The 22,243-nt window shown below is 63.5% G+C and carries 24 protein-coding genes, 1 tRNA gene and 1 pseudogene; 10 read left to right on the forward strand and 16 right to left on the reverse strand.

Annotated elements, in window-relative coordinates; translation table 11 throughout:
* Entirely contained in the window at positions 1 to 1,011 is a 1,011-nt protein-coding gene (gene cobT, locus A4R29_RS17115) for a nicotinate-nucleotide--dimethylbenzimidazole phosphoribosyltransferase (RefSeq protein ID WP_063172429.1), read from the forward strand.
* Positions 1,012 to 1,100: 89 nt separating this feature from the next.
* Positions 1,101 to 1,361, forward strand: a complete 261-nt coding sequence (locus A4R29_RS17120; RefSeq protein WP_063172430.1) for a hypothetical protein — start codon at positions 1,101 to 1,103, stop codon at positions 1,359 to 1,361.
* Positions 1,362 to 1,473: 112 nt separating this feature from the next.
* Here the strand turns inward: A4R29_RS17120 and A4R29_RS17125 are convergent.
* Positions 1,474 to 1,549, reverse strand: a tRNA-Lys gene (locus A4R29_RS17125).
* Positions 1,550 to 1,655: 106 nt separating this feature from the next.
* Entirely contained in the window at positions 1,656 to 2,564 is a 909-nt protein-coding gene (locus tag A4R29_RS17130; protein WP_027160563.1) for a PhzF family phenazine biosynthesis protein, read from the reverse strand.
* 101 nt (positions 2,565 to 2,665) lie between these two features.
* On the opposite strand from A4R29_RS17130, the gene A4R29_RS17135 reads away from it, so the two are divergent.
* The 4 genes from A4R29_RS17135 to A4R29_RS17150 all read left to right on the forward strand — a co-directional run bounded on the left by A4R29_RS17135 (position 2,666) and on the right by A4R29_RS17150 (position 6,263).
* The gene (locus tag A4R29_RS17135; RefSeq protein WP_063172431.1) at positions 2,666 to 3,958 is read left to right on the forward strand and encodes an efflux RND transporter periplasmic adaptor subunit; all 1,293 of its coding nucleotides are present in this window, start codon (positions 2,666 to 2,668) and stop codon (positions 3,956 to 3,958) included.
* Between the two features lie 4 nt (positions 3,959 to 3,962).
* Positions 3,963 to 4,673, forward strand: coding sequence for an ABC transporter ATP-binding protein (locus A4R29_RS17140; RefSeq protein ID WP_063172432.1), 711 nt, complete (start codon positions 3,963 to 3,965; stop codon positions 4,671 to 4,673).
* The gene (locus A4R29_RS17145; protein WP_063168255.1) at positions 4,670 to 5,887 is read left to right on the forward strand and encodes an ABC transporter permease; all 1,218 of its coding nucleotides are present in this window, start codon (positions 4,670 to 4,672) and stop codon (positions 5,885 to 5,887) included. The genes A4R29_RS17140 and A4R29_RS17145 overlap by 4 nt, the downstream gene beginning before the upstream one ends.
* 133 nt (positions 5,888 to 6,020) lie before the next feature.
* Positions 6,021 to 6,263, forward strand: coding sequence for a hypothetical protein (locus A4R29_RS17150; protein WP_063172433.1), 243 nt, complete (start codon positions 6,021 to 6,023; stop codon positions 6,261 to 6,263).
* Here the strand turns inward: A4R29_RS17150 and A4R29_RS17155 are convergent.
* Entirely contained in the window at positions 6,260 to 6,976 is a 717-nt protein-coding gene (locus A4R29_RS17155) for a hypothetical protein (protein ID WP_063172434.1), read from the reverse strand. The two genes, A4R29_RS17150 and A4R29_RS17155, sit on opposite strands and share 4 nt — an antisense overlap.
* A 3-nt stretch (positions 6,977 to 6,979) precedes the next feature.
* Positions 6,980 to 8,092 (reverse strand): endonuclease/exonuclease/phosphatase family protein, encoded by a 1,113-nt coding sequence (locus tag A4R29_RS17160; protein WP_013531067.1) that lies wholly within the window; start codon positions 8,090 to 8,092, stop codon positions 6,980 to 6,982.
* 189 nt (positions 8,093 to 8,281) lie between these two features.
* Between A4R29_RS17160 and A4R29_RS17165 the strand changes: the two genes are divergently transcribed.
* Positions 8,282 to 8,848, forward strand: coding sequence for a BA14K family protein (locus A4R29_RS17165; protein WP_013531066.1), 567 nt, complete (start codon positions 8,282 to 8,284; stop codon positions 8,846 to 8,848).
* Positions 8,849 to 8,955: 107 nt separating this feature from the next.
* Here the strand turns inward: A4R29_RS17165 and ilvC are convergent, their stop codons facing one another.
* The 3 genes from ilvC to A4R29_RS17180 form a co-directional block, all read right to left on the reverse strand.
* Complete coding sequence (gene ilvC, locus A4R29_RS17170; protein WP_013531065.1) at positions 8,956 to 9,975, reverse strand: ketol-acid reductoisomerase; 1,020 nt, start codon at positions 9,973 to 9,975, stop codon at positions 8,956 to 8,958.
* A gap of 101 nt (positions 9,976 to 10,076) precedes the next feature.
* Positions 10,077 to 10,790 (reverse strand): TetR/AcrR family transcriptional regulator, encoded by a 714-nt coding sequence (locus A4R29_RS17175; protein WP_244506834.1) that lies wholly within the window; start codon positions 10,788 to 10,790, stop codon positions 10,077 to 10,079.
* Positions 10,791 to 10,907: 117 nt separating this feature from the next.
* Positions 10,908 to 11,366, reverse strand: coding sequence for a MarR family winged helix-turn-helix transcriptional regulator (locus A4R29_RS17180; protein ID WP_063172435.1), 459 nt, complete (start codon positions 11,364 to 11,366; stop codon positions 10,908 to 10,910).
* Between the two features lie 99 nt (positions 11,367 to 11,465).
* Between A4R29_RS17180 and A4R29_RS17185 the strand changes: the two genes are divergently transcribed.
* Positions 11,466 to 12,212, forward strand: a complete 747-nt coding sequence (locus A4R29_RS17185; protein ID WP_027160572.1) for a glutathione S-transferase family protein — start codon at positions 11,466 to 11,468, stop codon at positions 12,210 to 12,212.
* On the opposite strand, the gene A4R29_RS17190 is transcribed toward A4R29_RS17185, so the two are convergent.
* Positions 12,160 to 13,455: an FAD-dependent oxidoreductase gene (locus tag A4R29_RS17190; RefSeq protein WP_082827431.1), complete on the reverse strand. Its 1,296-nt coding sequence runs from the start codon at positions 13,453 to 13,455 to the stop codon at positions 12,160 to 12,162. The two genes, A4R29_RS17185 and A4R29_RS17190, sit on opposite strands and share 53 nt — an antisense overlap.
* A gap of 44 nt (positions 13,456 to 13,499) precedes the next feature.
* Positions 13,500 to 13,910 carry a winged helix-turn-helix transcriptional regulator gene (locus A4R29_RS17195; protein ID WP_013531060.1) on the reverse strand — a complete coding sequence of 137 codons (411 nt, stop codon included), beginning with the start codon at positions 13,908 to 13,910 and terminating at the stop codon, positions 13,500 to 13,502.
* Positions 13,911 to 14,045: 135 nt separating this feature from the next.
* Between A4R29_RS17195 and A4R29_RS17200 the strand changes: the two genes are divergently transcribed.
* On the forward strand, positions 14,046 to 14,939 hold the full coding sequence (locus A4R29_RS17200; protein WP_063172436.1) for an SDR family oxidoreductase: 894 nt from the start codon (positions 14,046 to 14,048) through the stop codon (positions 14,937 to 14,939).
* A gap of 69 nt (positions 14,940 to 15,008) precedes the next feature.
* Here the strand turns inward: A4R29_RS17200 and A4R29_RS17205 are convergent, their stop codons facing one another.
* Positions 15,009 to 16,928 carry a potassium transporter Kup gene (locus A4R29_RS17205; protein WP_013531058.1) on the reverse strand — a complete coding sequence of 640 codons (1,920 nt, stop codon included), beginning with the start codon at positions 16,926 to 16,928 and terminating at the stop codon, positions 15,009 to 15,011.
* A 103-nt stretch (positions 16,929 to 17,031) separates the two neighbouring features.
* Positions 17,032 to 17,772 carry a pyridoxine 5'-phosphate synthase gene (locus A4R29_RS17210; RefSeq protein WP_027160575.1) on the reverse strand — a complete coding sequence of 247 codons (741 nt, stop codon included), beginning with the start codon at positions 17,770 to 17,772 and terminating at the stop codon, positions 17,032 to 17,034.
* On the opposite strand from A4R29_RS17210, the gene A4R29_RS17215 reads away from it, so the two are divergent.
* Positions 17,771 to 18,328: a SpoIIAA family protein gene (locus A4R29_RS17215; RefSeq protein WP_338039674.1), complete on the forward strand. Its 558-nt coding sequence runs from the start codon at positions 17,771 to 17,773 to the stop codon at positions 18,326 to 18,328. The genes A4R29_RS17210 and A4R29_RS17215 overlap by 2 nt on opposite strands.
* On the opposite strand, the gene A4R29_RS17220 is transcribed toward A4R29_RS17215, so the two are convergent.
* The 5 genes and pseudogenes from A4R29_RS17220 to nthA form a co-directional block, all read right to left on the reverse strand.
* Entirely contained in the window at positions 18,321 to 19,448 is a 1,128-nt protein-coding gene (locus tag A4R29_RS17220; protein ID WP_024501392.1) for an ATP-dependent DNA helicase, read from the reverse strand. The two genes, A4R29_RS17215 and A4R29_RS17220, sit on opposite strands and share 8 nt — an antisense overlap.
* Before the next feature lie 152 nt (positions 19,449 to 19,600).
* Positions 19,601 to 20,497: pseudogene (locus A4R29_RS17225) on the reverse strand (translation factor GTPase family protein); the annotation flags it as partial.
* A gap of 115 nt (positions 20,498 to 20,612) precedes the next feature.
* Entirely contained in the window at positions 20,613 to 20,963 is a 351-nt protein-coding gene (locus A4R29_RS17230) for a nitrile hydratase accessory protein (RefSeq protein WP_027160577.1), read from the reverse strand.
* On the reverse strand, positions 20,950 to 21,609 hold the full coding sequence (nthB, locus tag A4R29_RS17235; RefSeq protein WP_027160578.1) for a nitrile hydratase subunit beta: 660 nt from the start codon (positions 21,607 to 21,609) through the stop codon (positions 20,950 to 20,952). The genes A4R29_RS17230 and nthB overlap by 14 nt, the downstream gene beginning before the upstream one ends.
* Positions 21,606 to 22,229 carry a nitrile hydratase subunit alpha gene (gene nthA / locus A4R29_RS17240; RefSeq protein WP_063172438.1) on the reverse strand — a complete coding sequence of 208 codons (624 nt, stop codon included), beginning with the start codon at positions 22,227 to 22,229 and terminating at the stop codon, positions 21,606 to 21,608. Before nthA ends, nthB begins: the two co-directional genes overlap by 4 nt.
* Positions 22,230 to 22,243 lie beyond the last annotated feature (14 nt).

A 22,243-nucleotide genomic window follows, 5' to 3' on the forward strand; every position in this document is an offset into this window, starting at 1 on the left:
ATGCCCTTCAAATCCCTACGTGAATTGCGCGCCGCCTGCCTCGACCTGCCGTCTGGCAGCGATGCCGCGGCCAATGCGGTCGCACGCCGCCAGGACACGCTGACCAAGCCGCAAGGCAGCCTCGGCCGGCTCGAGACCATCGCCGCGTGGCTGGCGCGCTGGCAGGGCCGCGACATGCCGAAACTCGACCACGTGAAGGTTTTCGTCTTCGCCGGCAACCATGGCGTCACCGCGCAAGGCGTGTCGGCCTATCCCTCGGAAGTCACCGTGCAGATGGTGGCGAACTTCGCCGGCGGTGGTGCCGCCATCAACCAGCTTGCCCGCATGGCCGGCGCCGAACTCGACGTCATTCCGCTCGATCTCGACCATCCGACCGGCGACTTCACCCAAGGTCCGGCAATGGACGAAGCGCCCTTTCTGGCGGCGGTCTCGGCCGGCTATGATGCGGTGACGAATGATCTGGACCTTATCTGCTTCGGCGAAATGGGTATCGGCAACACGACGCCGGCAGCGGCCGTTTCAGCAGCCCTGTTCGGCGGCGGCGCGGAAAAGTGGACAGGGCGCGGCACCGGCGTCGATGACGCCGGCTTGAAGCGCAAGGTGGTCGCCATCGAAGCCGGCCTGAAGCGCCATGCCGCAGCCCTCGCCGACCCGCTTGCTATCGCTGCCGTGCTCGGCGGACGCGAACTGGCCGCCATCTTCGGCGCCACGCTGGCTGCCCGCCATCTGGGCATACCCGTGCTGCTCGACGGCTTCGTCTGCACCGCCGCCGCAGCCCCGCTGGCGAAGCTGCATCCGACCGGCCTCGCCCACACCATCGCAGCCCATGTCTCCGCTGAGTCAGGCCATCGCGGCCTGCTCGAAGCGCTCGGCCTGCCGCCGCTGCTCGATCTCGGCATGCGGCTCGGCGAAGGCTCCGGCGCCTGCCTGGCCGTCAACATCGTGCGCTCGGCGCTGGAGTGCCATGCCCGCATGGCGAGTTTTGCCGAGGCTGGCGTTTCGGAGAAGTAGTTATTCATTCCCCGTATCGGCCGACAAAGATGCCGTTGTCACGACAAAGGAGGCATCTTGCCGTAACGGCGATTCTCAAATAGATTTTTGTGGATGAAGAAATTTCATCCTGCCGCAGCTGCGGTGTTATCGCCGGGGCGGTCGCTGTTGTGTTCCGTCACAGCAGCTATTCAAGTCATGGCCCGATCGACACCGGCATTTTCGTTGTCTTCCTGGTCTTCTTCTGGTGGCCCATCAGCGATTTCTCCGGGGGAAAAGACGGAATTGGCGCCAGCGATGCTGCAGCCGGGGAAAAGAGCCTTGCTCTTCGATTCGGCCGGTTTCTGACCCGCATTTTCCAACGCGGCTGAATCGCCACAAGATCCGGATAGCGCGGTTAAAGAATCACAGTCAGACAGCCTGCCCGAGACGCGCCAAACGCGTCTCGCTTTCAGGGTCTTTCCACCAACTCTTCTAGGAATTTGGTGGGTGCGCACAGGATTGAACTGTGGACCCGCTGATTAAGAGTCAGCTGCTCTACCAACTGAGCTACGCACCCACTCGGCCGGCAAAAACCGGCGTTGGCGGGCATATAGCCGCCACCATCGGTCCTGTCCAGCCCTGCCGGAATCATTTCCCGACAAATCGACCGAGCATGCGTTCGATCAAACGAACAGCTTGCCCTCCGCCACCTTGATTGCGTTGCCGCCGATGCGCGCCGAGGCCAGTTTTCCGCCTTGCACGGTCAGTTCGAGGCGGATGCGCGATGGCCGGCCCATCTCCAGCCCCTGCTCGATCCACAGCTGTGAAATGCCATCGGTCGGCGCGTCGAAATGCATGATGGCGCCGGCAAAGGCGGCTGCCGCCGAGCCGGTCGCCGGGTCCTCGTAGGAAGGCGTGCCAGGCACGATCATGCGCACATGGAAGGCGCTTTCGTGGTTCACCGTTTCGCGGCAGTAGACATAGGGGCTGGCGAAGGCCCACTCGCTCTTGCGCGGCGCCAGTTCCGACCATGCCTGGTTGTCCAGCCGGATGCGACCCGCCGCCTCGAGATTGGCAACCGGGATGGTGACGTAGGGCACGCCCGCCGACCAGAACGCGACGCGGTGATTCTCGAAGCCGATCTCATGCGGCGTCAACCCAAGCGCGGCACCGATCGCCTCCGGATCGGCATCGAGCTTCAGCGGCTCCGGCAGCTTCGCCAGATCGAACTCGGCAAAAGTGTTGCCGTCATGCTTGCTGACGGCGCACCGCACCGGACCGATGTTTTCCTCCAGCACGAAGATGCCGGCGCCGCCCTCCTCCGCAAGTTCGGCCAGCGCGATCGCGGCGCCGACCGTCGGATGGCCGGCGAACGGCATTTCATAGTCGGGCGTGAAGATGCGGATGCGGTTTTTGTGCTTGGGATTGTCCGGCGGCAAGACGAACACCGATTCGGACAGGTTGAATTCGCGCGCGATGGCCTGCATCGCGGCCGTGTCCAATCCCTTGCTATCGAGCACGACGGCCAAAGGATTGCCGGCCAGTCGCTCGGTCGTAAACACATCGTAAAGCAAGTAATTCCGGGTTTTCATTCCTGCCTCAATCCCAACATGGGCGAAATTTAATTTGATATTTGAACCGGTAAGCCTGATCTGTGCACAGATAGGGACATTGCGCATTATAGGGGTCCAGCGTGGACCAGATTGTCAATCTGCCAAAGACGGAATCGGATTCCGCCATCGAGACGGCGCTTGGGCTCGACCAGACAGGCCGGCGCAGATCGCGCCGTCGTGGGTGGCTCTATGCGCTGCTGGCGCTGATCGTGCTCGCCGCCGGGCTTGGCGTCTATCAATGGTATGCCGGCTCGCCGGCCAGGATTGACTACACCACAGTGCCTGCCGCCAAGGCCGACCTCACCGTCGCGGTGTCGGCGACCGGCACGCTGCAGCCACTCACCCAGGTCGATATTTCAAGCGAACTGTCCGGCATCATCCGCTCGGTCTCGGCCGAGGAGAACCAGCAGGTCAAGAAGGGTGACGTGCTGGCGACACTCGACACGGTGAAACTCGAAGTCCAGATCGAGCGTGCCGAAGCTTCGGCCAAGGCCGCCGCCGCCAATGTCGAGGACGCCACGGTTACGCTGGCGGAAAACGAGAAGGCGCTGGTGCGCGCCGCCGAACTGACCAGGCGCGGCATGGCGACCGACCAGTCGCTTGAAGCGGCAACCGCCACGCGCGACCGTTCCAAGGCAGCTCTCGACAGTGCGCAGGCCAACCTCGCCATCGCCCAGGCCGACCTCAAGGCGCAGCAGACCGACCTTGCCAAGAGCACCATCTATGCGCCGATCGACGGCATCGTTTTGACGCGCTCGGTCGATCCCGGCCAGACGGTCGCCTCCTCGCTGCAGGCGCCGGTGCTGTTCATCATCGCCGCCGATCTCAGGAACATGGAACTGGTGGCGGCGGTCGACGAGGCCGACATCGGTGCGGTCAAATCCGGCCAGCATGCCCGCTTCACCGTCGATGCCTTCCCCGAGCGGCCGTTCGATGCCGAGATCCGCGACATCTCCTATGCCTCGGTCACCACCGACGGCGTCGTCACCTACAATGCGCGGCTCGAGGTCGACAACAACGAGCTGCTGCTGCGGCCCGGCATGACCGCCACCGTTTCGGTCGTCACCAAGCAGGCCAAGGACGTGCTCACCGTGCCGGCCACCGCCTTCCGCTTTCGTCCTGCCCAGCAGGCCGCACGCGGCTGGAGCCTCAGCGACCTGTTCACCGGCCGCATGGGCCGCCCCGGCGGCAACCGCCAGCGCCAGGCCGCGACAGCGCCCACCGACGGCTCGCGCACGCTCTACGTGCTGGAGAACGGGCGTCCGCACCCGGTCAACGTCAAGATCGGCTCCACCGACGGCGAACTGACCGAGATCATTTCGGGCCTCGACGAAGGCGCACAGGTCATCACCGCGTCGCAGCAGCGGAGCTGATGCCGTGGCCGCCGGTGCTGCCCTCATCACCTTCGACAAGGTCTGGAAGAGCTATGGCCAGGGCGAGGCCAAGGTGCATGCGTTGGCCGGCGTCGATCTTGCCATCCGGCGTGGCGAATTCGTCGCCATCATGGGGCCGTCCGGCTCCGGCAAGTCGACGGCGATGAACATCATCGGCTGCCTCGACACGCCGACGGCCGGAACCTATTCCTTCATGGGCATCGACGCCGGCCTCGACCGCAACCGCCGCGCCATGCTGCGCAACCTCTATGTCGGCTTCGTCTTCCAGGGTTACAATCTGCTGGCCCGCACCACGGCGGCCGAAAATGTCGAACTGCCGCTGATCTATCGCGGCGTGGCCGCCCGCGAGCGCCGCGACCTTGCCATGCAGGCCCTGGCGGAGGTCGGCCTTGTCGGCCGCGAGCACCACACGCCGGCCGAACTGTCCGGCGGCCAGCAGCAGCGCGTGGCGATCGCGCGCGCCATCGTCACGCGCCCGACGCTGCTCGTCGCCGACGAGCCGACCGGCAACCTCGACACCGCCCGCACGCACGAGATCATGGAGTTGCTGACGCGGCTCAACAAGGAGCTTGGCCTGACCATCGCCATGGTCACCCACGAGGCCGACGTCGCCGACTATGCCGAACGCACCATCCGCTTCCTCGACGGCCACGTCGCCTCCGATTCCAGGAAGCTGGAGATCGCACAGCCATGATCTGGGAAACCGTCCGCCTGTCGCTGCGCTCGATCCGCCGCAACGTGCTGCGCTCGTTCCTGACCTTGCTCGGCATCGTCATCGGCGTTGCCGCCGTCATTGCCATGCTCACCATCGGCTCGGGCACCACGCAGAAGGTCAAGGCCGACATCTCCAAGCTCGGCAGCAATCTGCTGGTCGTCCGCTCCGGTCGCCCGGCCGGTCCCGGTGGCCCGGGCGGGCTCGACCAGGTGGTGCGTCCGCTGGCCGAAAAGGAGCTGGCGGCGCTGGTTGCGCATCTGACTGGCGCCCGCGCCATTTCGCCGGCTTCGCAAAAGCAGGTCCGGGTCATCTTCGGCACCGAGAGCCTGACCTCGGGCGTCACCGGCACCGACAGCGCCTATCTCGATGCGCGCGACTGGAAACTGGTGTCGGGCCGCCCGTTCAGCGATTCCGAAACCCGCTCGGGCACCGGCGTGTGCCTGATCGGCGAGACGGTGCGCCAACAATTCTTCGGCGCTGGCGATCCCGAGGGCGAGATCATCCGCGTCAACCGCACCTCCTGCAAGATCATCGGCCTGCTCGAGCCCAAGGGCTATACCGGCTTCGGTCAGGATCAGGACAATGTCGTGCTGATGCCGCTGCACGCCTACCAGCGCCGCATCGCCGGCAACCGCGACATCGACAACATCTACATCGCCGCCGATGACCGCACGCCGACCAGCGAGCTGCAGCCGCGCGTCGAGGACATTCTGCGCGACGCCAGACGCATCACGCCCGATCGTGAAAGCGATTTCGCCATCCGCGACATGACCCAGATCGCCGACGCCATGGCCAGCGCCACCACCACCATGACCGGCATGCTGGGCGCCGTCGCCGGCGTCAGCCTGCTGGTCGGCGGCATCGGCATCATGAACATCATGCTGGTGTCGGTCACCGAACGCACCCGCGAGATCGGCATCAGGCTCGCCATCGGCGCGCATGAAAAGCACATCCTGATCCAGTTCCTGGTCGAGGCGACGGTGCTGTCGCTGCTCGGCGGCATTATCGGCATCCTGATCGGGCTGGCGCTGGCCGGGCTCGCCGCGGTGACGCTGACCATCCCGTTTGCGCCGAGCCCGGCGGTGATCCTGCTCGCCGTCGGCTTTTCCGCGCTGATCGGCATGGTGTTCGGCTTCTTCCCGGCGCTGCGCGGCGCCAGGCTCGATCCGATCGACGCGCTAAGGCACGAGTAGGGCAACCGGCCGAAACGCGGCCGGCGCTCCGACGGGTTTTTGCACAGTCTTCGACATTTCCACCCAGCCCCGCCACTGTCGTCGCGCCGTTCATGATGCTAGGGCAATTCACCCTTGGGTGGAGAAATAGCCAATGAGCAAGAAGGTGCGACTGATCCTGGCGATGGTCGTCATCGAGGCCTTCCTTGCAGGCATCTGGTGGTATCTCGCCCGCTTCGGCATGGCCAATCCCGATCGCGTCACAGCCGATTTTCAGGCAGTCGTCGGCCAGACCATGGGAATGGCGATGGGCGGTTTGCTGGGCATCGGCTTCATCCTGTTCCTCGTCGCCGCCCGCAACGATCGCAACGCGGCACAGAACAAGACGCGCCCTTAACTCCCGTTTGCGAAATGCCACTCGATCAGCGGCTTCATGTGCGGTGACAGGCCGACCGGCAGGTCGGCGGCATGGCGGATGATCACTGGCCCGTCGATCTCCGGCTCGGTTTCGGTGGCGACGAAGGCTGAGATGCGCTGGGCGATCTCGTCGGCGGGCGCCGCCGCGTGGTAGCGGCGGAAGATCACCGTGCCACTGTTGGTCGACATGGCATGGTAGCGCTTGCCGCGTTCAGCACCTGACAGGTCGAGCCCAGTTTCCTCGCGCACCTCACGCATCATGTTGAAGTCGACATCGACCAGGCCATCGCGAAAATCGACCGGCTCGAATGAGCCGGCGGCAAAATAGACGCGGCCGGCGTTGACCGTGTGCGGACCCATGCGGATCGCCACCAGCGCATTGTCGGCAGCCACCAGCATGGCATGGGCATAGGCATGCTCGGCGCCCGAATTCTCGCGCCGTTTCCGCCACAGCATGAACGTCGAGTAGTTGACCGCATGGCAGCGGCCGATGAGACGGCTGTCGCGGTAGGCGAGTTGTGACAGCAGCACCACCATGCCGTCGAACAGCGCCGGATTGGCAGCGATTTCGTGCTGCCAGTTCTCGGCGATCGCCTCTGCATTGTCCCTTGCGAACGGGTGCGGACCGGGATCGAGCCGGACGTCGATGGCGTCGACCGGCAGGATGACGTTGCGTGGCAGGTCGAAACTCATGCGTCAGGTCATGTCCAGCGTGATCGCCACCGGGCAATGGTCCGACGCCTTCGGCCGGTCCCAGCCGGCACGCGGAAAGCGGTCGACCTCCTGCCCCGGCGGAAAAATGGTGCGCCAGGGCTGGCCGTTGCGGATGATGTCGGGAACAGCCGTCGCGTTGCTGGCGGCGAGCCCCTTCGACAGCAGGATGTAGTCGAGCTGGCACAGATGCCGCTCTTCCGGTCCGCGCGTGTGGTAGAAACTCCAGCGGTTCATCTCCGGCCGCCGCTCGACGACGTTTTCGCAGAAGCCGCCGGCCGTCAGCACGTTGATGCAGGACAGGGCTTCGTCGACCACCTCGAAGCGATAGCCGTCGATCGCATCGCCGGCCACCTTCACACGCTGGCGGTAATCGTTCATGTCGCCGCAGATTGCCCAGCGTTTGTCGGCGGCATAGTCCTTGCCGAAGCGCTCCTCGATGATGCGCCGCACGGCCTGCGCCTCCGCGATGCGCACCGGCATCGTCGCCTCGCGCCCGTCGAGCCCGTTGCGCGGCGAACCCATCGACTTGAAATGCACGAGATAGAGCGTCAGCGGCACGCCGCCCACGGTGACGTCGATCTCCAGGCAGTCGCGCCGGAAAATGCGCTCATTGGCCTGATTGCCCAGTGCCTCGAGTTCCGGCGTGTGCAGCCCGAACTGCTCGTAGGTGACATAGGCGTGGCTGGTCATGCGCACGAATTCGATCGGCTGGCCCTGGGCGGTCTCATTGCGCATCATCACGGCAACGTCGATGCCGCGTGAATCATTGCCCGATGTGGTGTATTTCTGCCGGTAGCCCTGCCCCACCATCTTGAACAGATAGCCATATTCGAAGGCCTTCAGCGCCTCGATGTTGTCGACCTCCTGCATGCAGATGATGTCGGCCCGGGTGGCAGCGATTGCCAGCGCCGTCAGCTGGCGCGTGTCGTCGGATTGGGCGATGGCGCGGGCCTGCTCCAGCATCCTGTATTCCGCCTCGCTCTGGATATCGAACAGCGCCAGCGTTCGATCCTCGTTGAGCTGGTTGCGATAGCCGGAATAATCGAACCTGTTCATCAGGTTCTCGACATTGAAGGTGGCAAGGCGCAGCGACATGCCATGACCTTTGCCCGCAAGTGCTTCGGAAAACAAGCGCGCAGGATCACCATCTGAGATCGATTGGTCTTGGGCGCGTTCGCGTCATGGTTGACGGAACCTTTCCGTTCATCCGCCGTTCAGATGCAAACATCCATTGTTGCCCCATTCCTCGGGTGGGCGTGGGGCCTGTAACTCTTGGAGAGTGCAATGAATTCGCTCTTTTCTTCCACGGTCAAATCGGGGCTGCTAGCCCTGGGTATCCTCTCCGGCGTCACGGCACCGTCCGCCGCCGGCCCGATCATGCAACCGGACCTGTCGATTCCCACCAGCACCGCGGCGCCGAATGTCACGCCGGTCCGCGACAGCTGGGCGGGCGGCAACAACAACCGTCAGTTCAACAACGACAATTGGAGATGGCGCCGGTCGGGCAATTGGGACGGCGGCCGTCGGCACTGGCACGGCGGCGGCGGTCACTGGAATGGTGGAGACAACTGGCGTTGGCGCCATGGTCGCCATCACTATCGCGGCGGCCGTTACTACGATGATGGCGCGAGTGCCGCGATCCTGGGCCTTGGCCTGGGGCTTGGCCTCGGCAGCATGTACAACAACTACGACTACTATGACCGGCCGGCGCCGCGCCGCTACTACCGCGCGGGACGGCTTTCGAGCGCCCATGTCCAATGGTGCTACAACCGCTACCGGTCGTACCGGGCCTACGACAACACGTTCCAGCCCTACAACGGCCCGCGCCAGCAGTGCTACTCACCCTATTGATGGGCTGGCCCTGTAGCTGAGCTGACCGACAGAATGAAAAAACGGCGCCACGTGGCGCCGTTTCTTGTTCATGGAAGCTGCTGTTTTCGAGCGCTTGTGGATTTCGCTCAGTTCTTCGCCTTGTCGACCAGCTTGTTCTTGGAAATCCACGGCATCATCGCGCGCAGCTTGGCGCCGACTTCCTCGATCTGGTGGCTGTCATTGTTGCGGCGGATGCCCTTGAAGCGGGACATGCCGGCGCGGTACTCCTGCATCCACTCCGAGGTGAATTTGCCGGTCTGGATGTCCTTCAGCACGCGCTTCATCTCGGCCTTGGTCTCGGCGGTGATGATGCGCGGACCCGAGACATATTCGCCCCATTCGGCGGTGTTCGAAATCGAGTAGTTCATGTTGGCGATGCCGCCTTCATAGATCAGGTCGACGATCAGCTTGACCTCGTGCAGGCACTCGAAATAGGCCATCTCAGGCGCGTAGCCGGCTTCCACCAGCGTCTCGAAACCGGCCCGGATCAGCTCGACCAGGCCGCCGCAGAGCACGACCTGCTCGCCGAACAGATCGGTCTCGCATTCCTCGCGGAAATTGGTCTCGATGATACCCGAACGGCCGCCGCCGACGCCGCAGGCGTAGGACAGAGCGAGATCGAGCGCATTGCCCGAGGCATCCTGGTTGACGGCGACCAGGCACGGCACGCCGCCGCCCTTCTGGTATTCGCCGCGCACCGTGTGGCCGGGGCCCTTCGGCGCGATCATGACGACGTCGACCGTCGACTTCGGCTCGATCAGGCCGAAATGCACGTTGAGGCCGTGCGCGAAAGCGATCGCGGCACCATCGCGGATGTTCGGCGCGATCTCGTTCTTGTAGATGTCGGCCTGCAGTTCGTCCGGCGTTGCCATCATCATCAGGTCGGCCCATTTGGCCGCGTCCGCCACGCTCATCACCTTGAGACCGTCGGCCTCGACCTTCTTGGCGGTTGCCGAGCCGGCCTTGAGGCCGATTGCGATCTCCTTGGCGCCGGAATCCTTGAGGTTGAGCGCATGCGCCCTGCCCTGGCTGCCATAGCCGATGATGGCGACCTTCTTGCCCTTGATCAGATTGAGATCGGCATCACGATCGTAATAGACGCGCATTTTGTCTTCCTTCTCGTTTATAAACTCAGAGCATGATGCCGAAAAGTGTGAAGCGGTTTTCGGACGACATCATGCTCTATCTTCTTGATTTAGAGACGGATTCAGATTTCAGGTCGACTTGACCTGAAATCATCCGGCTCTAGGGCCTTGCGGCCGGTTGTTGCTCCATGAAGAGCGAGAAACTGCTGCGTCGCCCGCGCGGCATCGCCGCCGATCGCCGCCTCAGTCAATTCCAGCCGGTCGCCGAGCAGCAGACGGATCTGCACATCGCGGGCGACCAGCCCGAAAAAGGTGCGGAACGCCGTCTCGGCATCCGCGAAATCCAAAAGCCCGGTCCGTCGGCCGGCCTCGAGCACCGGCTTCAGCCGCTTGGCCAATGCGAAGCGGCCGTTCTCCAGCACCACGGCGCCGAGATTGTCCTTGCCGGAGCCCGCATGGCTGACCGCCACCCGATTGAGCGCGATCGACGTGTCGCTGGAAATCACCTTGAGCCAATCCGAGGCGAAGCGCTCGAGGCTCGCGGTCAGCGAGGCAAGATCGAGCCCCTTGCGGTCGACCGGTGCCACCCGCACTTTAGAGGCCTGCCATTGCACCGTCGCCGTCAGCAGCCCGTCGCGGTCGCCGAACCATTTGTAGAGCGTTTCCTTGGAACAGCTGGCGCGGCGCGCCACGGCGGTCATGGTCAGCTGGTCGCCCTCTTCGACCAGCAGCCGCAACGCCGCGTCGAGCACGGCCTTCTGCCGCTTTGTCAGCGCTTCGCTGGTGTCGATGTCAGGCACGATGTGCAACACGCTCTTCTCTCGAAAGGTCGGCATTCCCGATAAGCCGTACCGTACGTTACGGTTCTGCATATTGCGCGATCCGAGGCCGTGCGCAAGAGGACGAGAGCAAAATATCTGCAAAATGGACAGGCGCTGGCGCGACAGGCTCGCTTAATCGCTGGCTGGCGGATGGCGCAACCGTCCAAGCAGTGCCGAGACCATGGTCAGCTCATCTGCCGACAGTTTGGCGCCAATCAGTTCGGCGATCGAGCGTCCGTACACAGCCCACATCTGGCGGCGTGTCTCTCGCCCCTTGGCCGCGATGCGGATGGTCTGGCCACGGCCGTCATCGGCCACCGGCAGTTTCTCGACGAGCCCATCGGCCTCGAGCCGGGCCAGCAGGCGCGAAATGTTGTATTGCGCGAACAGCGTGCGCTCGATGAGCTGGAACGGCCGCAACCCGCCCTCGCCCGCCTCGGCAAGCTCATGCAACACGTCGTACCAGGCAAGCGGCGGCAGACCGACGGCCTTCAATGCCTCTTCGGCGCTCTCCATCAACTGGCGCGATACGCGCATCAGGCGAGCCCAAGCCTTGATGGCTTCGGGCGAAGGCGTGGCTTTCTCGGTCATGGCGCACCTTAGACGATAGATGCAATTGCATCAAGCTTGACGATCAATGCATATGCATCTACATAGATGCAATTGCATTAATCAGGGAAAGCCAATCCGATGAAACACGAAATCTGCAAACGCGCCGACAAGCTCATTCTCGTCAGCCATCACCTCTGCCCCTATGTGCAACGCGCCGCGATTTCGCTCACCGAAAAGGGCGTGCCGTTCGAGCGCGTCGATATCGACCTCGCCAACAAGCCGGACTGGTTCAAGGCGATCTCGCCGCTCGGCAAGGTGCCGCTGCTGCGCGTGCAGCGAAATGGCGAGGAAACGGTGATCTTCGAATCGGCCGTCATCCTCGAATTCCTCGAAGAGACGCAAGCCAACCCCCTCCACCCTGCCGATCCCTATGCCCGCGCCCGGCATCGCGCCTGGATCGAGTTCGGTTCGGCAACCCTCAATGCCATCGGCCGGTTCTATTCAACATCGACCGAGGCCGGCTTCCTTGACGAATCCAGCGCGCTGTCCGCCATGTTCGACCGTCTCGAAGCCGAGCTGGCGGACGAGCCTGGCGGCCCCTGGTTCGCCAGCAAGCACTTCTCGCTGGTCGACGCCGTTTACGGTCCGGTCTTCCGCTATCTCGATGTCTTCGACCGGATCGGTGATTTCGGCATTCTTGACCGTAAGCCCCTCGTCCGCGCCTGGCGCCAGGCTTTGAGTGAACGCCCGTCGATCAGGCAAGCCGTGGCGCCGGATTACCCACAGCGCCTGCATACCTTCCTGCGGGCAAAGGGATCGTACCTTTCGAGCCTCATTGGCCAAAACGATCCGGCCACCGCGCTTCGACCAGTCCTATCCGCTTGAACGGATCGATTACGGTGCCGGCCACCATCGAGGCGAGAAACTGCGGCGCCGGCGGGATTTTTGCCACCGTCGCCACCAGCCTGTCGCGGATGAAGGGCAGCGCCACCGAATCCGACTGGTAGAACGGCGTGAACGCCAGCGACAGCGCCTGGAAGATGCGGACATGCCAGCGCCGCGCCCTCGCATAGGCTTCAAGTGCCGCTTCGACACTGTCCGTCCGCGCCAGCGCATGGCTGAGCGCCGCGGCGTCGAGCAGCGCCATATTGGCCCCTTGCCCGAGCTGCGGGCTGGTCGAGTGCGCCGCGTCGCCGATGATGGCCACCCGCCGCCCAACCGGCCGCTTCATCGTGTGGTGGCCATAGCGCGCCAGCGAGAGCTGGTCGAAACTGTCGATCTGGCTGACATACGCCTCGCTCTGCGGCCACAGCCGGATCACCCTGTCCTTCCAGGCATCCAGGCCCCGGACGCGCACCTCATCGGCGTCCGACGGCTTCAGGCTCCAGAAGAAGGCCGCCATCTTTTCAGCGCCCGGCTGCGGCCGGCCGATCGGCAGCACGCCGATCATCACGCTCGCTCTGTCGTAGCGTTGCAGCAGCGCGCGCTCATCGAAACCGTCGCCGCGCCAGCCAAGCGAGGCCCAGAACGCGCCATAGGTGAGCGGTCGTGGCTCGCCTGCAGCGCTTGCGCCGCGCAGTTTCGAGCGCGAACCGCTGGCGTCGATGACGAGGTCGAACGGCCCCGTCCTTCGTCCGTTGCCGCAGATCAGCGTCGTCCGTTCGCCCGTCTCCAAGGCCTCGATCTCGACGCCGGTTTCGATGGCGATCGCTTTGCGTTGGGCGGCGCGGAAGAGCACGCCGAACAAGGCCGCCCGGTGCACCGCCAGCCCGAAGCGGCCACCGCGCTGCGCATCGTAGCGGACATCGAGCACGGTACGGCCTGTGGTGGCATCGGCGCCATGCAGGCGGTCGATGCGGCTGCCCAGCGCCAGCATGTCGTCGAGCAGGCCAAGATCGGCCAGCACCGTCAGCCCTGTCGGCTGCAGGATCAGCCCGGAGCCGACCGGCTTCGGCTCATCGAAGCGTTCAAAGACCGTGACCCGATGCCCGGCGCGCTTGAGATAGAGCGCCATGGCCAGTCCCGCCGGCCCGGCGCCTGCTATTGCGATGTCGTAGGAAATGCCAATGCCCCCAAAGCCGAACTGGCCGGGACAATCCTTCAGCAGCCCGGCGAAATCAAGCCGCACCCTGGGGCTTTAGCGGTCGTTCAAGCCAGGGCCTTGGCGGCCGTTCAAGCCTGGGACGCATCAAAATCGGCGCGCGCTGCGCGCACCGCATCATGGTTGAGTTCGGCCCACAGAATCAATTGATGAAAGGCGCCGAACATAGAGCGCCCGAGATCGGTCAGGCTGTATTCAACGCTTGGTGGTTTGGTCGGGAACACCTCACGATGCACATAGCCATCGCGCTGAAGATCGTACAGCGTCTGGGTCAGCATGCGCTGCGAAATGTCGGGCACAAGGCGCCGCAACTCGCCGAAGCGATAGGGTTTTTCAGCCAGCGCCATCATCAGCAGCGACCTCCATTTGCCGCTCACCCCCTGGATGACCTCGCGAACCGGACAATTGGCAATATTACCGCCGCCTGAGATGGCCTTGTAGACCTCCAACTTCGACTTCAGATTGATGACCTTGCCGTCCATGGCTGGTTCCCTGCGTGTGCCTACCTCCCGAAAAACTGCCTTCTTTACGGCACCAGGTCAATTCCTATTTTAGTGCTGGTCTCTTTTTGAGACTGCCACTCGAACCGCCTTAGCGGCGCAATGTCAGGACCTTCCATGAGCGAAACCCTTCTCGTCACCGGCGCTTCCGGCCAGCTCGGCCGCGGCGTCATCCAATATCTCCTGGACAAGCACAAAGTTCCACCGGCAAACATCATCGCCGCCACACGCAATCCGGAAAGCGTGGCCGATCTGGCGTTGCGCGGCGTCGTTGTCAGGGCCGCCGACTTCAACGACGCGGCGTCGCTGGAAACCGCATTCAAAGGCGCCGACAAGGTGCTGATCATTTCGACCGGCGATCTCGATCTCAAAAGCGGCAGGCGCCTGAAGCAGCACGAAAATGCCGTCGCCGCGGCCAAAAATGCCGGCATTTCGCATCTGCTCTACACCTCGATGCCCAATCCGGAGCCGGTATCGCCGGTCCTGTTTGCCGATGACCACTACAGCACCGAGCAGGCGATCAAGGCGAGCGGCATCCCCTACACGATCTTCCGCAACGGCTGGTACCAGGAGAACCTGTTCATGGCCCTGCCGCACGCGATCGCCTCGGGAAAATGGTACACGTCGGCCGGCGACGGGCGCATTGCCCACGGTGCGCGCGACGACATGGCAGCGGCGATCGCCGCCAGCCTCGCTGGCGCTTCAAACGAAAGCAAGACCTACACCTTGACCGGTCCGCACGCCTACACCACGGCAGAGATTGCCGCCCTGGTAAGCGAGGTCACCGGCAAGTCGCTCGATGTCGTGCAGGTTCCGGATGAAGCGCTCACCGAAGGGGTAAAGGCATCAGGCGTTCCCGAGGATTTTGCTGAAGTCATCGTGTCCTTCGACGTCAACACGCGCTCCGGCCGCATCGCCATGGTGACGGACTCGGTCGAGACGCTTTCCGGCCGCAAGCCAAAAACGCTGAAGCAGTTCCTCGAGGCGAACAAGGCCGCGCTGGCCGGTTGAAGCGGAGTGACATGGACTGTGCCGCAACCTGCCGTTCGCAGGCCGGCCTCACCTGAATATCGGCATGTCCTAGATGGCCACCTGAGTGCCGATCTCCACCACGCGCCCGGTCGGGATCTGGAAATACTCCGTCGCGTCGGCCGCAGTGCGCGCCAGGCCGATGAACAGCCGGTCCTGCCACACCGGCATGCCGGAATTGGGCGAGGCCTTGAGCGAACGCCGCGACAGGAAGAACGAAGTCGTCATGATGTCGAATTTCCAGCCCTGCTTGCGGCAGATCGCCAGCGCGCGCGGGATGTTGGGCTGCTCCATGTAGCCGAAGGTCAGCGTTACCCGCATGAACAGCTCGTTGACCGTCTCCATTTTGACCCGGTCGCTGTCGGGCACCACCGGCTGCGGCGCGGTCACCACTGAAAGGATGACGTTCTGCTCATGCAGCACCTTGTAGTGCTTCAGGCTGTGCATCAGTGCGGTTGGCGCGCTGAGCGGATCGCTGGTCAGGAACACGGCGGTGCCTGACACCAGCTGCGGCTTCTTCTTCAACAGATTGCCGGCCAGGAAATCGAGCGGGATCTCGTTGCGGCGGGTCTTGTCGAACAGATAGCGGCTGCCGCGCACCCAGGTCCACATGGCCAGCACGATGGTGAAGGCAACGGCCAGCGATGCCCAGCCGCCCTCAAACACCTTGACGATGTTGGAGGCAAAGAAACCGACGTCGATGAAGCCGAACAGCGCCGTCAGCGAGACCGCCAGCCACAGCTTCCATTTCCAGATCCGCGTCATGACCACAAACAACAGCACCGTGGTCACCAGCATGTTGCCGGTCACCGAGATGCCGTAGGCGGATGCCAGCCTGCTGGACTCGCCGAAGCCCACCACCAGCATCATCACCACCAGCGCCAGCAGCAGGTTGACGCGCGGCATGTAGATCTGGCCGGACTGTTTCTCCGACGTATGCAGAATTTCCAGGCGCGGCAGCATGTTGAGCTGCACCGCCTGCCTGGTCAACGAGAAGGCGCCCGAGATCACCGCCTGGCTGGCGATGACCGTGGCGGCGGTCGCCAGCACGACCATCGGGATCAGCGTCCAGCCTTCATTCATTTCGAAGAACGGATGGCCGACGACGCCGTTCTTGGCCAGCACGAAAGCGCCCTGCCCGGCATAATTGAGCAGCAGGCACGGAAACACGACCCACAGCCAGGCGAGCACGATCGGCTTGCGGCCGAAATGGCCGAGATCGGCATAGAGCGCTTCCGCGCCGGTCACGGCGAGGAAGATGGCGCCGATGGTGACGAAAGCGACATCGGGCGAATTGATCAGGAAGGCGACGATGTAGTGCGGGCTGATCGCCCACAGGATTTCCGGATCGGCGATGATGTGGTTGAGGCCGGAAAGGCCGATCGCCAGGAACCACACCGCCGTCACGGGACCGAAGACCAATCCCACGCCGCCCGTGCCGAAACGTTGCACCGCGAACACCATGGCGAGAATGACCAGTGTCAGCGGCACGACATAAGGCTGGAAGGTCGGCGTGACGACGTTCATGCCTTCGACCGCCGACAGCACCGAAATCGCCGGCGTGATGACGGCGTCGCCGAAGAAAAGCGACGCCCCGACGATGCCGATGCCGAGCATCAGCGCCGAGCGCTTGGGGAAACTGCCGCGCGCCAGCGCCATCAGCGACAGCACGCCGCCCTCGCCGCGGTTGTTCGCCCGCAGCACGAACATGATGTATTTGATGGTGACGATGATGGTCAGCGACCAGATGATCAGCGACAAAACGCCCAGGATGTCACCGCGGTCGGCCACTTCTCCGCCGGAAGATGCCACCAGCGCCTCGCGAAAGGCGTAGATCGGGCTGGTGCCGATATCCCCATAGACGACACCGAGCGCGCCCAGCATCAGAACCTTGGTGCTGTGCTGTTCGACTTCCGAATGGCTCGATTGTTCGACGGGTTCTGCCTCACTACCATTATTGGTAAGGGCCATGGACGACACTCCGATAAGCGCGCGGTGCTCTACGCTTGCTGCAATGCAATATCAAGTGCCGTCGCGTAATGGCAGCCATGCCTGCCATGCGAGGCTGCCATTGCTACCACCCGCAGGCCTTGAGGAACCGACCCACCGTGCCGGCCATGCCATACTCCAACGCGTCGGCTGTCAACCCATGTCCGATCGACACTTCGGCCAATGCCGGAATGCGCCTGGCAAGTGCCGGCAGATTGCTGACCACCAGATCGTGCCCGGCATTGACCTGAAGCCCGGCGGCAAGCGCGGCGTCGGCTGTTTTTCCCAGCCTTTCCAGCTCTTTGGCCGCTTTGGCGGAATCTGTGTGATAGCTGCCGTATGGACCCGTATAGAGCTCGATGCGGTCGGCGCCGGTGTCGCATGCGGCCGCCACCCAATCGGGATCCGGATCGGAAAACAGCGACACGCGAAAGCCCCCCTTTTTCAGACGCTTGACGATCGGTGTGAGGAACGCGGCCTGGGTAGCGAAGTTCCAGCCATGGTCCGATGTCGCCTGAGCCGGATCGTCCGGCACCAAAGTCACCTGTTCGGGCTGATGCTTTTCCACAAGCAACAGGAAATCCTCGGTCGGATAGCCTTCGATGTTGAATTCCGCGCGCGGAAACTCGTCGTCGATCAGCGAGCGAATCTCGGGCAGATCGGAGAGTCTTGTGTGCCGCTCGTCGGGGCGTGGATGCACTGTCAGCCCGTGCGCTCCGGCCGCCAGCGCAATGCGGCCGAGGCCGGTGACGCTTGGCCACGGCAGGTCGCGCCGGTTGCGCAGCATGGCGATGGCATTGAGATTGACGGAGAGCTTTGCAGGCATGCGGTTGGCCTCAAAAATCATTCGATGCGCCACCTATAATGGCTTTGGCGGGAACAGTAATGCCTTTGGTGGGAACAGACTGGGGGTTTCGGGTGTTCCAAGCCTGATGAACCAGCCGGGAAAGGTAGCGCCGATGAATTTTCTTGATGAGGTGCCGGCAATCCGCCGTATCGAGACCAGCCGTGACGACCTTTTCGCCATCGATGTCGTCGGGCACGTTTCCGCGGCCGACGGTGAAAATCTTTTCGGATTGCTGGAGGCAGCTTACGCCCTGCATCCGCGCGTCGATGTGCTGGTGCGCCTCGTCGACCACGACGGCGTCGACTGGGCCGACATCGCTGACGAGACCCTGAAGCAGGGCGCCATTCATGCATTGGAACATGTTGACCGTTGCGCGACGATCGGCGAACCGGACTGGAGAGCGGACGCACAACGCTTTCTGCCGTCCTCACCACCCATCGAAATCAGGCATTTCAGGGCGGAGGACGAGGCTGCCGCCTGGCAATGGCTTGCCGCACAGCCTATCGGGGCAACAGCATCCGGCGCCCCTACCTGACGATCGTCAGCCGCTCGGCCGCCCGCGTGATGGCGGTGTAGAGCCAGCGCTGGCGGGTTTCCTTGAAGGCCCAGCTTTCATCGAACAGCACGATCTCGTTCCACTGCGAGCCCTGCGCCTTGTGCACGGTCAGCGCGTAGCCATAGTCGAAATCGTCGAAGCGCTTCTTCTGCTGCCAGGGGATATCGGCATCGGGATCCTCGAACGCCGCCTTGAGCAGCTTGATCTTGGCGACGCCGCGATCCGGATCGTCCTCTTCCGGCGACACCAGAAGGTTGATGCCGGGCTTCACCGTCTCGCGCGACGATGTCATCACCTTCCACAGCGAGCCGTTGAGCAGGCCCTTTGCCGGATCGTTGCGCAGGCAGACCAGCTTGTCGCCGGCTTGCGGATAATCGGCATTGAAGCCCTTGAGCTCGCGCAGCCGCTGATTGTAGCGGCGCCGCGTGCGATTGGTGCCGACCAGCACCTGGTCCGCCCTGAGCACCAGCTCCTGGTTGACGTCTTCCTTGCCGATCACCTGCGCCGTGCCATAGTCGCCACGCATGAATTCCCGGCCCTCGCGCACATCGAGCGCCAGCCGCAGGATCGGGTTGTCGCGCGCCTGCCGGTGGATTTCGGTGAGCAGAAAATCCGGCTCGTGGTCGGTGAAGAAGCCGCCGCCCGAGATCGGCGGCAACTGGCCGGGGTCGCCAAGCACCAGGATCGGCGTGCCGAAACTCATCAGGTCGCGGCCGAGTTGCTCGTCGACCATCGAACATTCGTCGATGACGACCAGCTTGGCCCGCGAGATCGGGCTCTGCCGGTTGAGCGAAAAAGTCGGCGACATCGACGTCTTGCCGGTGATTTCGTCCGACACCGATTCCTCGCCTTTCGGCCGGTAGATCAGCGAATGGATGGTACGCGCATTGACCGCGCCCTTGGAGCGCAGCACCTGCGCCGCCTTGCCGGTGAAGGCGGCGAACTGCACCTGGCCGTCGACATGCTCGGCGAAATAGCGCGCCAGCGTCGTCTTGCCGGTGCCGGCATAGCCGAACAGCCGGAACAGCTGCGGCTGGCCGATTTTCAGCCAGCGGGCGACCGCTTGCAGCGCCTCGTCCTGTTGGGGAGAGAATTCCATCAGCGCGAGAGACCGGATTCGCAAGGGAAAGACAAGACAGCCGCCATCATCATCGATGCGCCGGGACGCTTCAGTGCCGCCGACGGGTCAGGCTATCAGGCACAGACAAGAACGTAAAGGGAACAACCGACCACGTCGGCTGGAAGCGAAATTCAGGCAATGGCCATGGCGGCCCGCGGGTCGCGGTCGTCGGGTGGTAGCGGAACGGGAGCGTATCCGGCATAGCTGACGCTCAACCGTGCCTGCCCGTTCGAACAGGACCGGAGTGCATCCTCCAGCTTGGACATATTTCTAAGCGGCACTGTCGCGTTGACGACGACGACCACGCCGCGGATTTCCCGACTCAGGATCTGGCCACGGCGGCTTTGCAGTTCGGCGATGACGTTGCCGACATGGGTTGCTGAAGTCATTACTTCGACCTTCATGATCGGCTCGAGCAACTGCACGCCGAGGCGTGGCGCGGCTTCGCGAAAGCAGGCGCGGCCGGCGATCTCGAAAGCCAGAGCCGAGGAATCGGTATCGTGAAAAGCGCCATCCATCAGCACCGCCTTGACGCCGATCATCGGGAAGCCCGCAAATGGACCTGAGGACAATATGCTGCGCAGCCCCTTTTCGACGCCCGCAATGTATTCGCCATGAAGCGCACCACCGACGATCCTGGACTCGAACACGGAGTCCGCGCTGTCCGCGTTCGGCTCGAACATGATCTTGACGCCGGCGAACTGACCGGTGCCGCCGGACTGCCTCTTGTGCGTGAAGTCCTGCTTGTGCGTACGGGTGATCGTCTCGCGATAGGCCACTTGTGGAGAACCAATATTCACATCGACCTGGGACTCGCGACGCAGGTGGTCAATGATGATGTCGAGGTGGAGTTCGTCCATGAAGGCGATAATGGTCTGGCCCGATTCCTCGTCTTGCATGACGCGGAAGAAAGCATCCTCGTCCGCCAGCTTCGCCAAGGCGGTACGCAGCCGCTCCTGATCGGCCTTCGATTTCGGCTCGATCGCGATTTGCAGCAAAGGCCAGGGCGCGGCAGGCTTTTCCATCATGGGGATATGGTCGCTGGTGGCCCCAATATTTGCAACTGAGTGCAGGAGCGAAATCCGGACTGAGATAACGGAAGACTAAACTGATCTTTTTGGCCTGGCTGCTCGCAGCCTGCTGTCAGGGTCCAGGATCGTTCTCCAGCAGGATCGGCTTGCCGTGCGGGGTGGCATGCGCGGCGCGTTCCCATGCCTCTGCCATCGCATCGACATCGGACTTGGCGGCCAGACCTTTTGAGGCAAGCAGCTTTTCCAACGCAGCCAGCCAATGTTCGTAATAATCATGGCCGTCCGCTGCGGCGCCCGGTCTCTTCACTTCTGCCGACAGTGCCTGCGCCCACTCGCTCCACGAAAACAGGCCCTTGTCGTGCAGCGCAACCGTCATGGCGAAGGCTTCGGCTTGCCATGGCTCGGCGAAAACAGGCGCATCGGCGCCCGGCGGCAAATCGGCGGGGCCATCACGCCGGCTCAAGATAGCTCTCCCAGGCGTCGATCGACACAACAAGCGTCGGGTCGGCCCCCTCGCCCCAGATCTCCGATCCTTCGAAAACCACGGTGTAGACCCATTGCGGATTTTCGCCGTGTCCATGCGCGTTGCTGTCGGGAAAAACAAAACCGTCGTGCACCGCCTCGATCACGCCGTGCTTGCCGCGTGCGTAGCGCGGCAGCCGCGTGTGGCCGGTCGGGTTGAAGTTCTTGGTCCGCACGGCGTCGCCCGCCTTGAACCGCGCCGCTTGCGCCACCGGCCGGTCGCAAGGGCTGCCCTTGGCCAACACCGCGGGCACGTTTTCCGCCTTCAGCACCCTCTTGGGAGTCGCTGCCGGATCGACTGCCTTGCCCGCTTCGAGATCGCGCTGGCTGACGAAGCCATGGCGCTTCAACAGCACCTCCAGCGCCTTGATCCATATCTCGTAGTAGCTCGATGAATAGTAGACAGCCGGATGCAGCGATTCCCGTGCATGCCGGCTCTCGTCGATGTTCCAGGCGCCCATGGCGCCGGCAGTCAGCGTCACGCCGAGCGCCCGCCTTTCCCAGGCGGCATGGAAGTAAGGTTCGTCCTTTTCCGGCGCGACCGGGCCGAACCCCATCTGTCCGCCGAGATCTTGCGGCCCGTTCATGCCGGCTGCCCCTCTATTCCAGGTCTTTGGGCCAGGCCGGTGCCGATCATCGCGTCACGGCTGACCAGCTCCGCCAGCCGCTCCTCGCTCCAGCCCTCGGTACCCTCGGGCCGCATCGGCACGACGAGATAGCGCAGCTCGGCAGTGGAATCCCAGACGCGGATTTTCTTGTCCGCCGGCAGCGTCAGCCCGAACTCTTCCAGCACGCCGCGCGGATCGATCACCGCGCGCGAACGATAGGGCGGCGCCTTGTACCAGACCGGCGGCAGGCCAAGCACCGACCATGGATAGCAGGAGCACAGCGTGCAGACGACGAGATTATGGGTGTCCTGCGTGTTGAACACCGCCTGCATGTGCTCGCCCTGGCGGCCTGTGTAGCCAAGCGAACCGATCGCCGCCGTCGCATCGCGCTTCAGCCAGTCGGCATAGGCTGGATCGCTCCAGGCTTTCGCCACCACCCTGGCCCCGTTGCGCGGACCGATCTTCGTCTCGTAAGTATCGACGATGACGTCGATCGCCGCCGGATCGATCAGCCCCTTCTGGGCGAGGATCGTCTCCAGCGCGCGCACGCGGGCGGCAAACGGATCGAGTTCGTTGTCGTGGTCATGATCGTGTGACATGGCTACAAACTACG

Source organism: Mesorhizobium ciceri biovar biserrulae, assembly GCF_001618845.1.
Lineage (GTDB): Bacteria > Pseudomonadota > Alphaproteobacteria > Rhizobiales > Rhizobiaceae > Mesorhizobium > Mesorhizobium ciceri.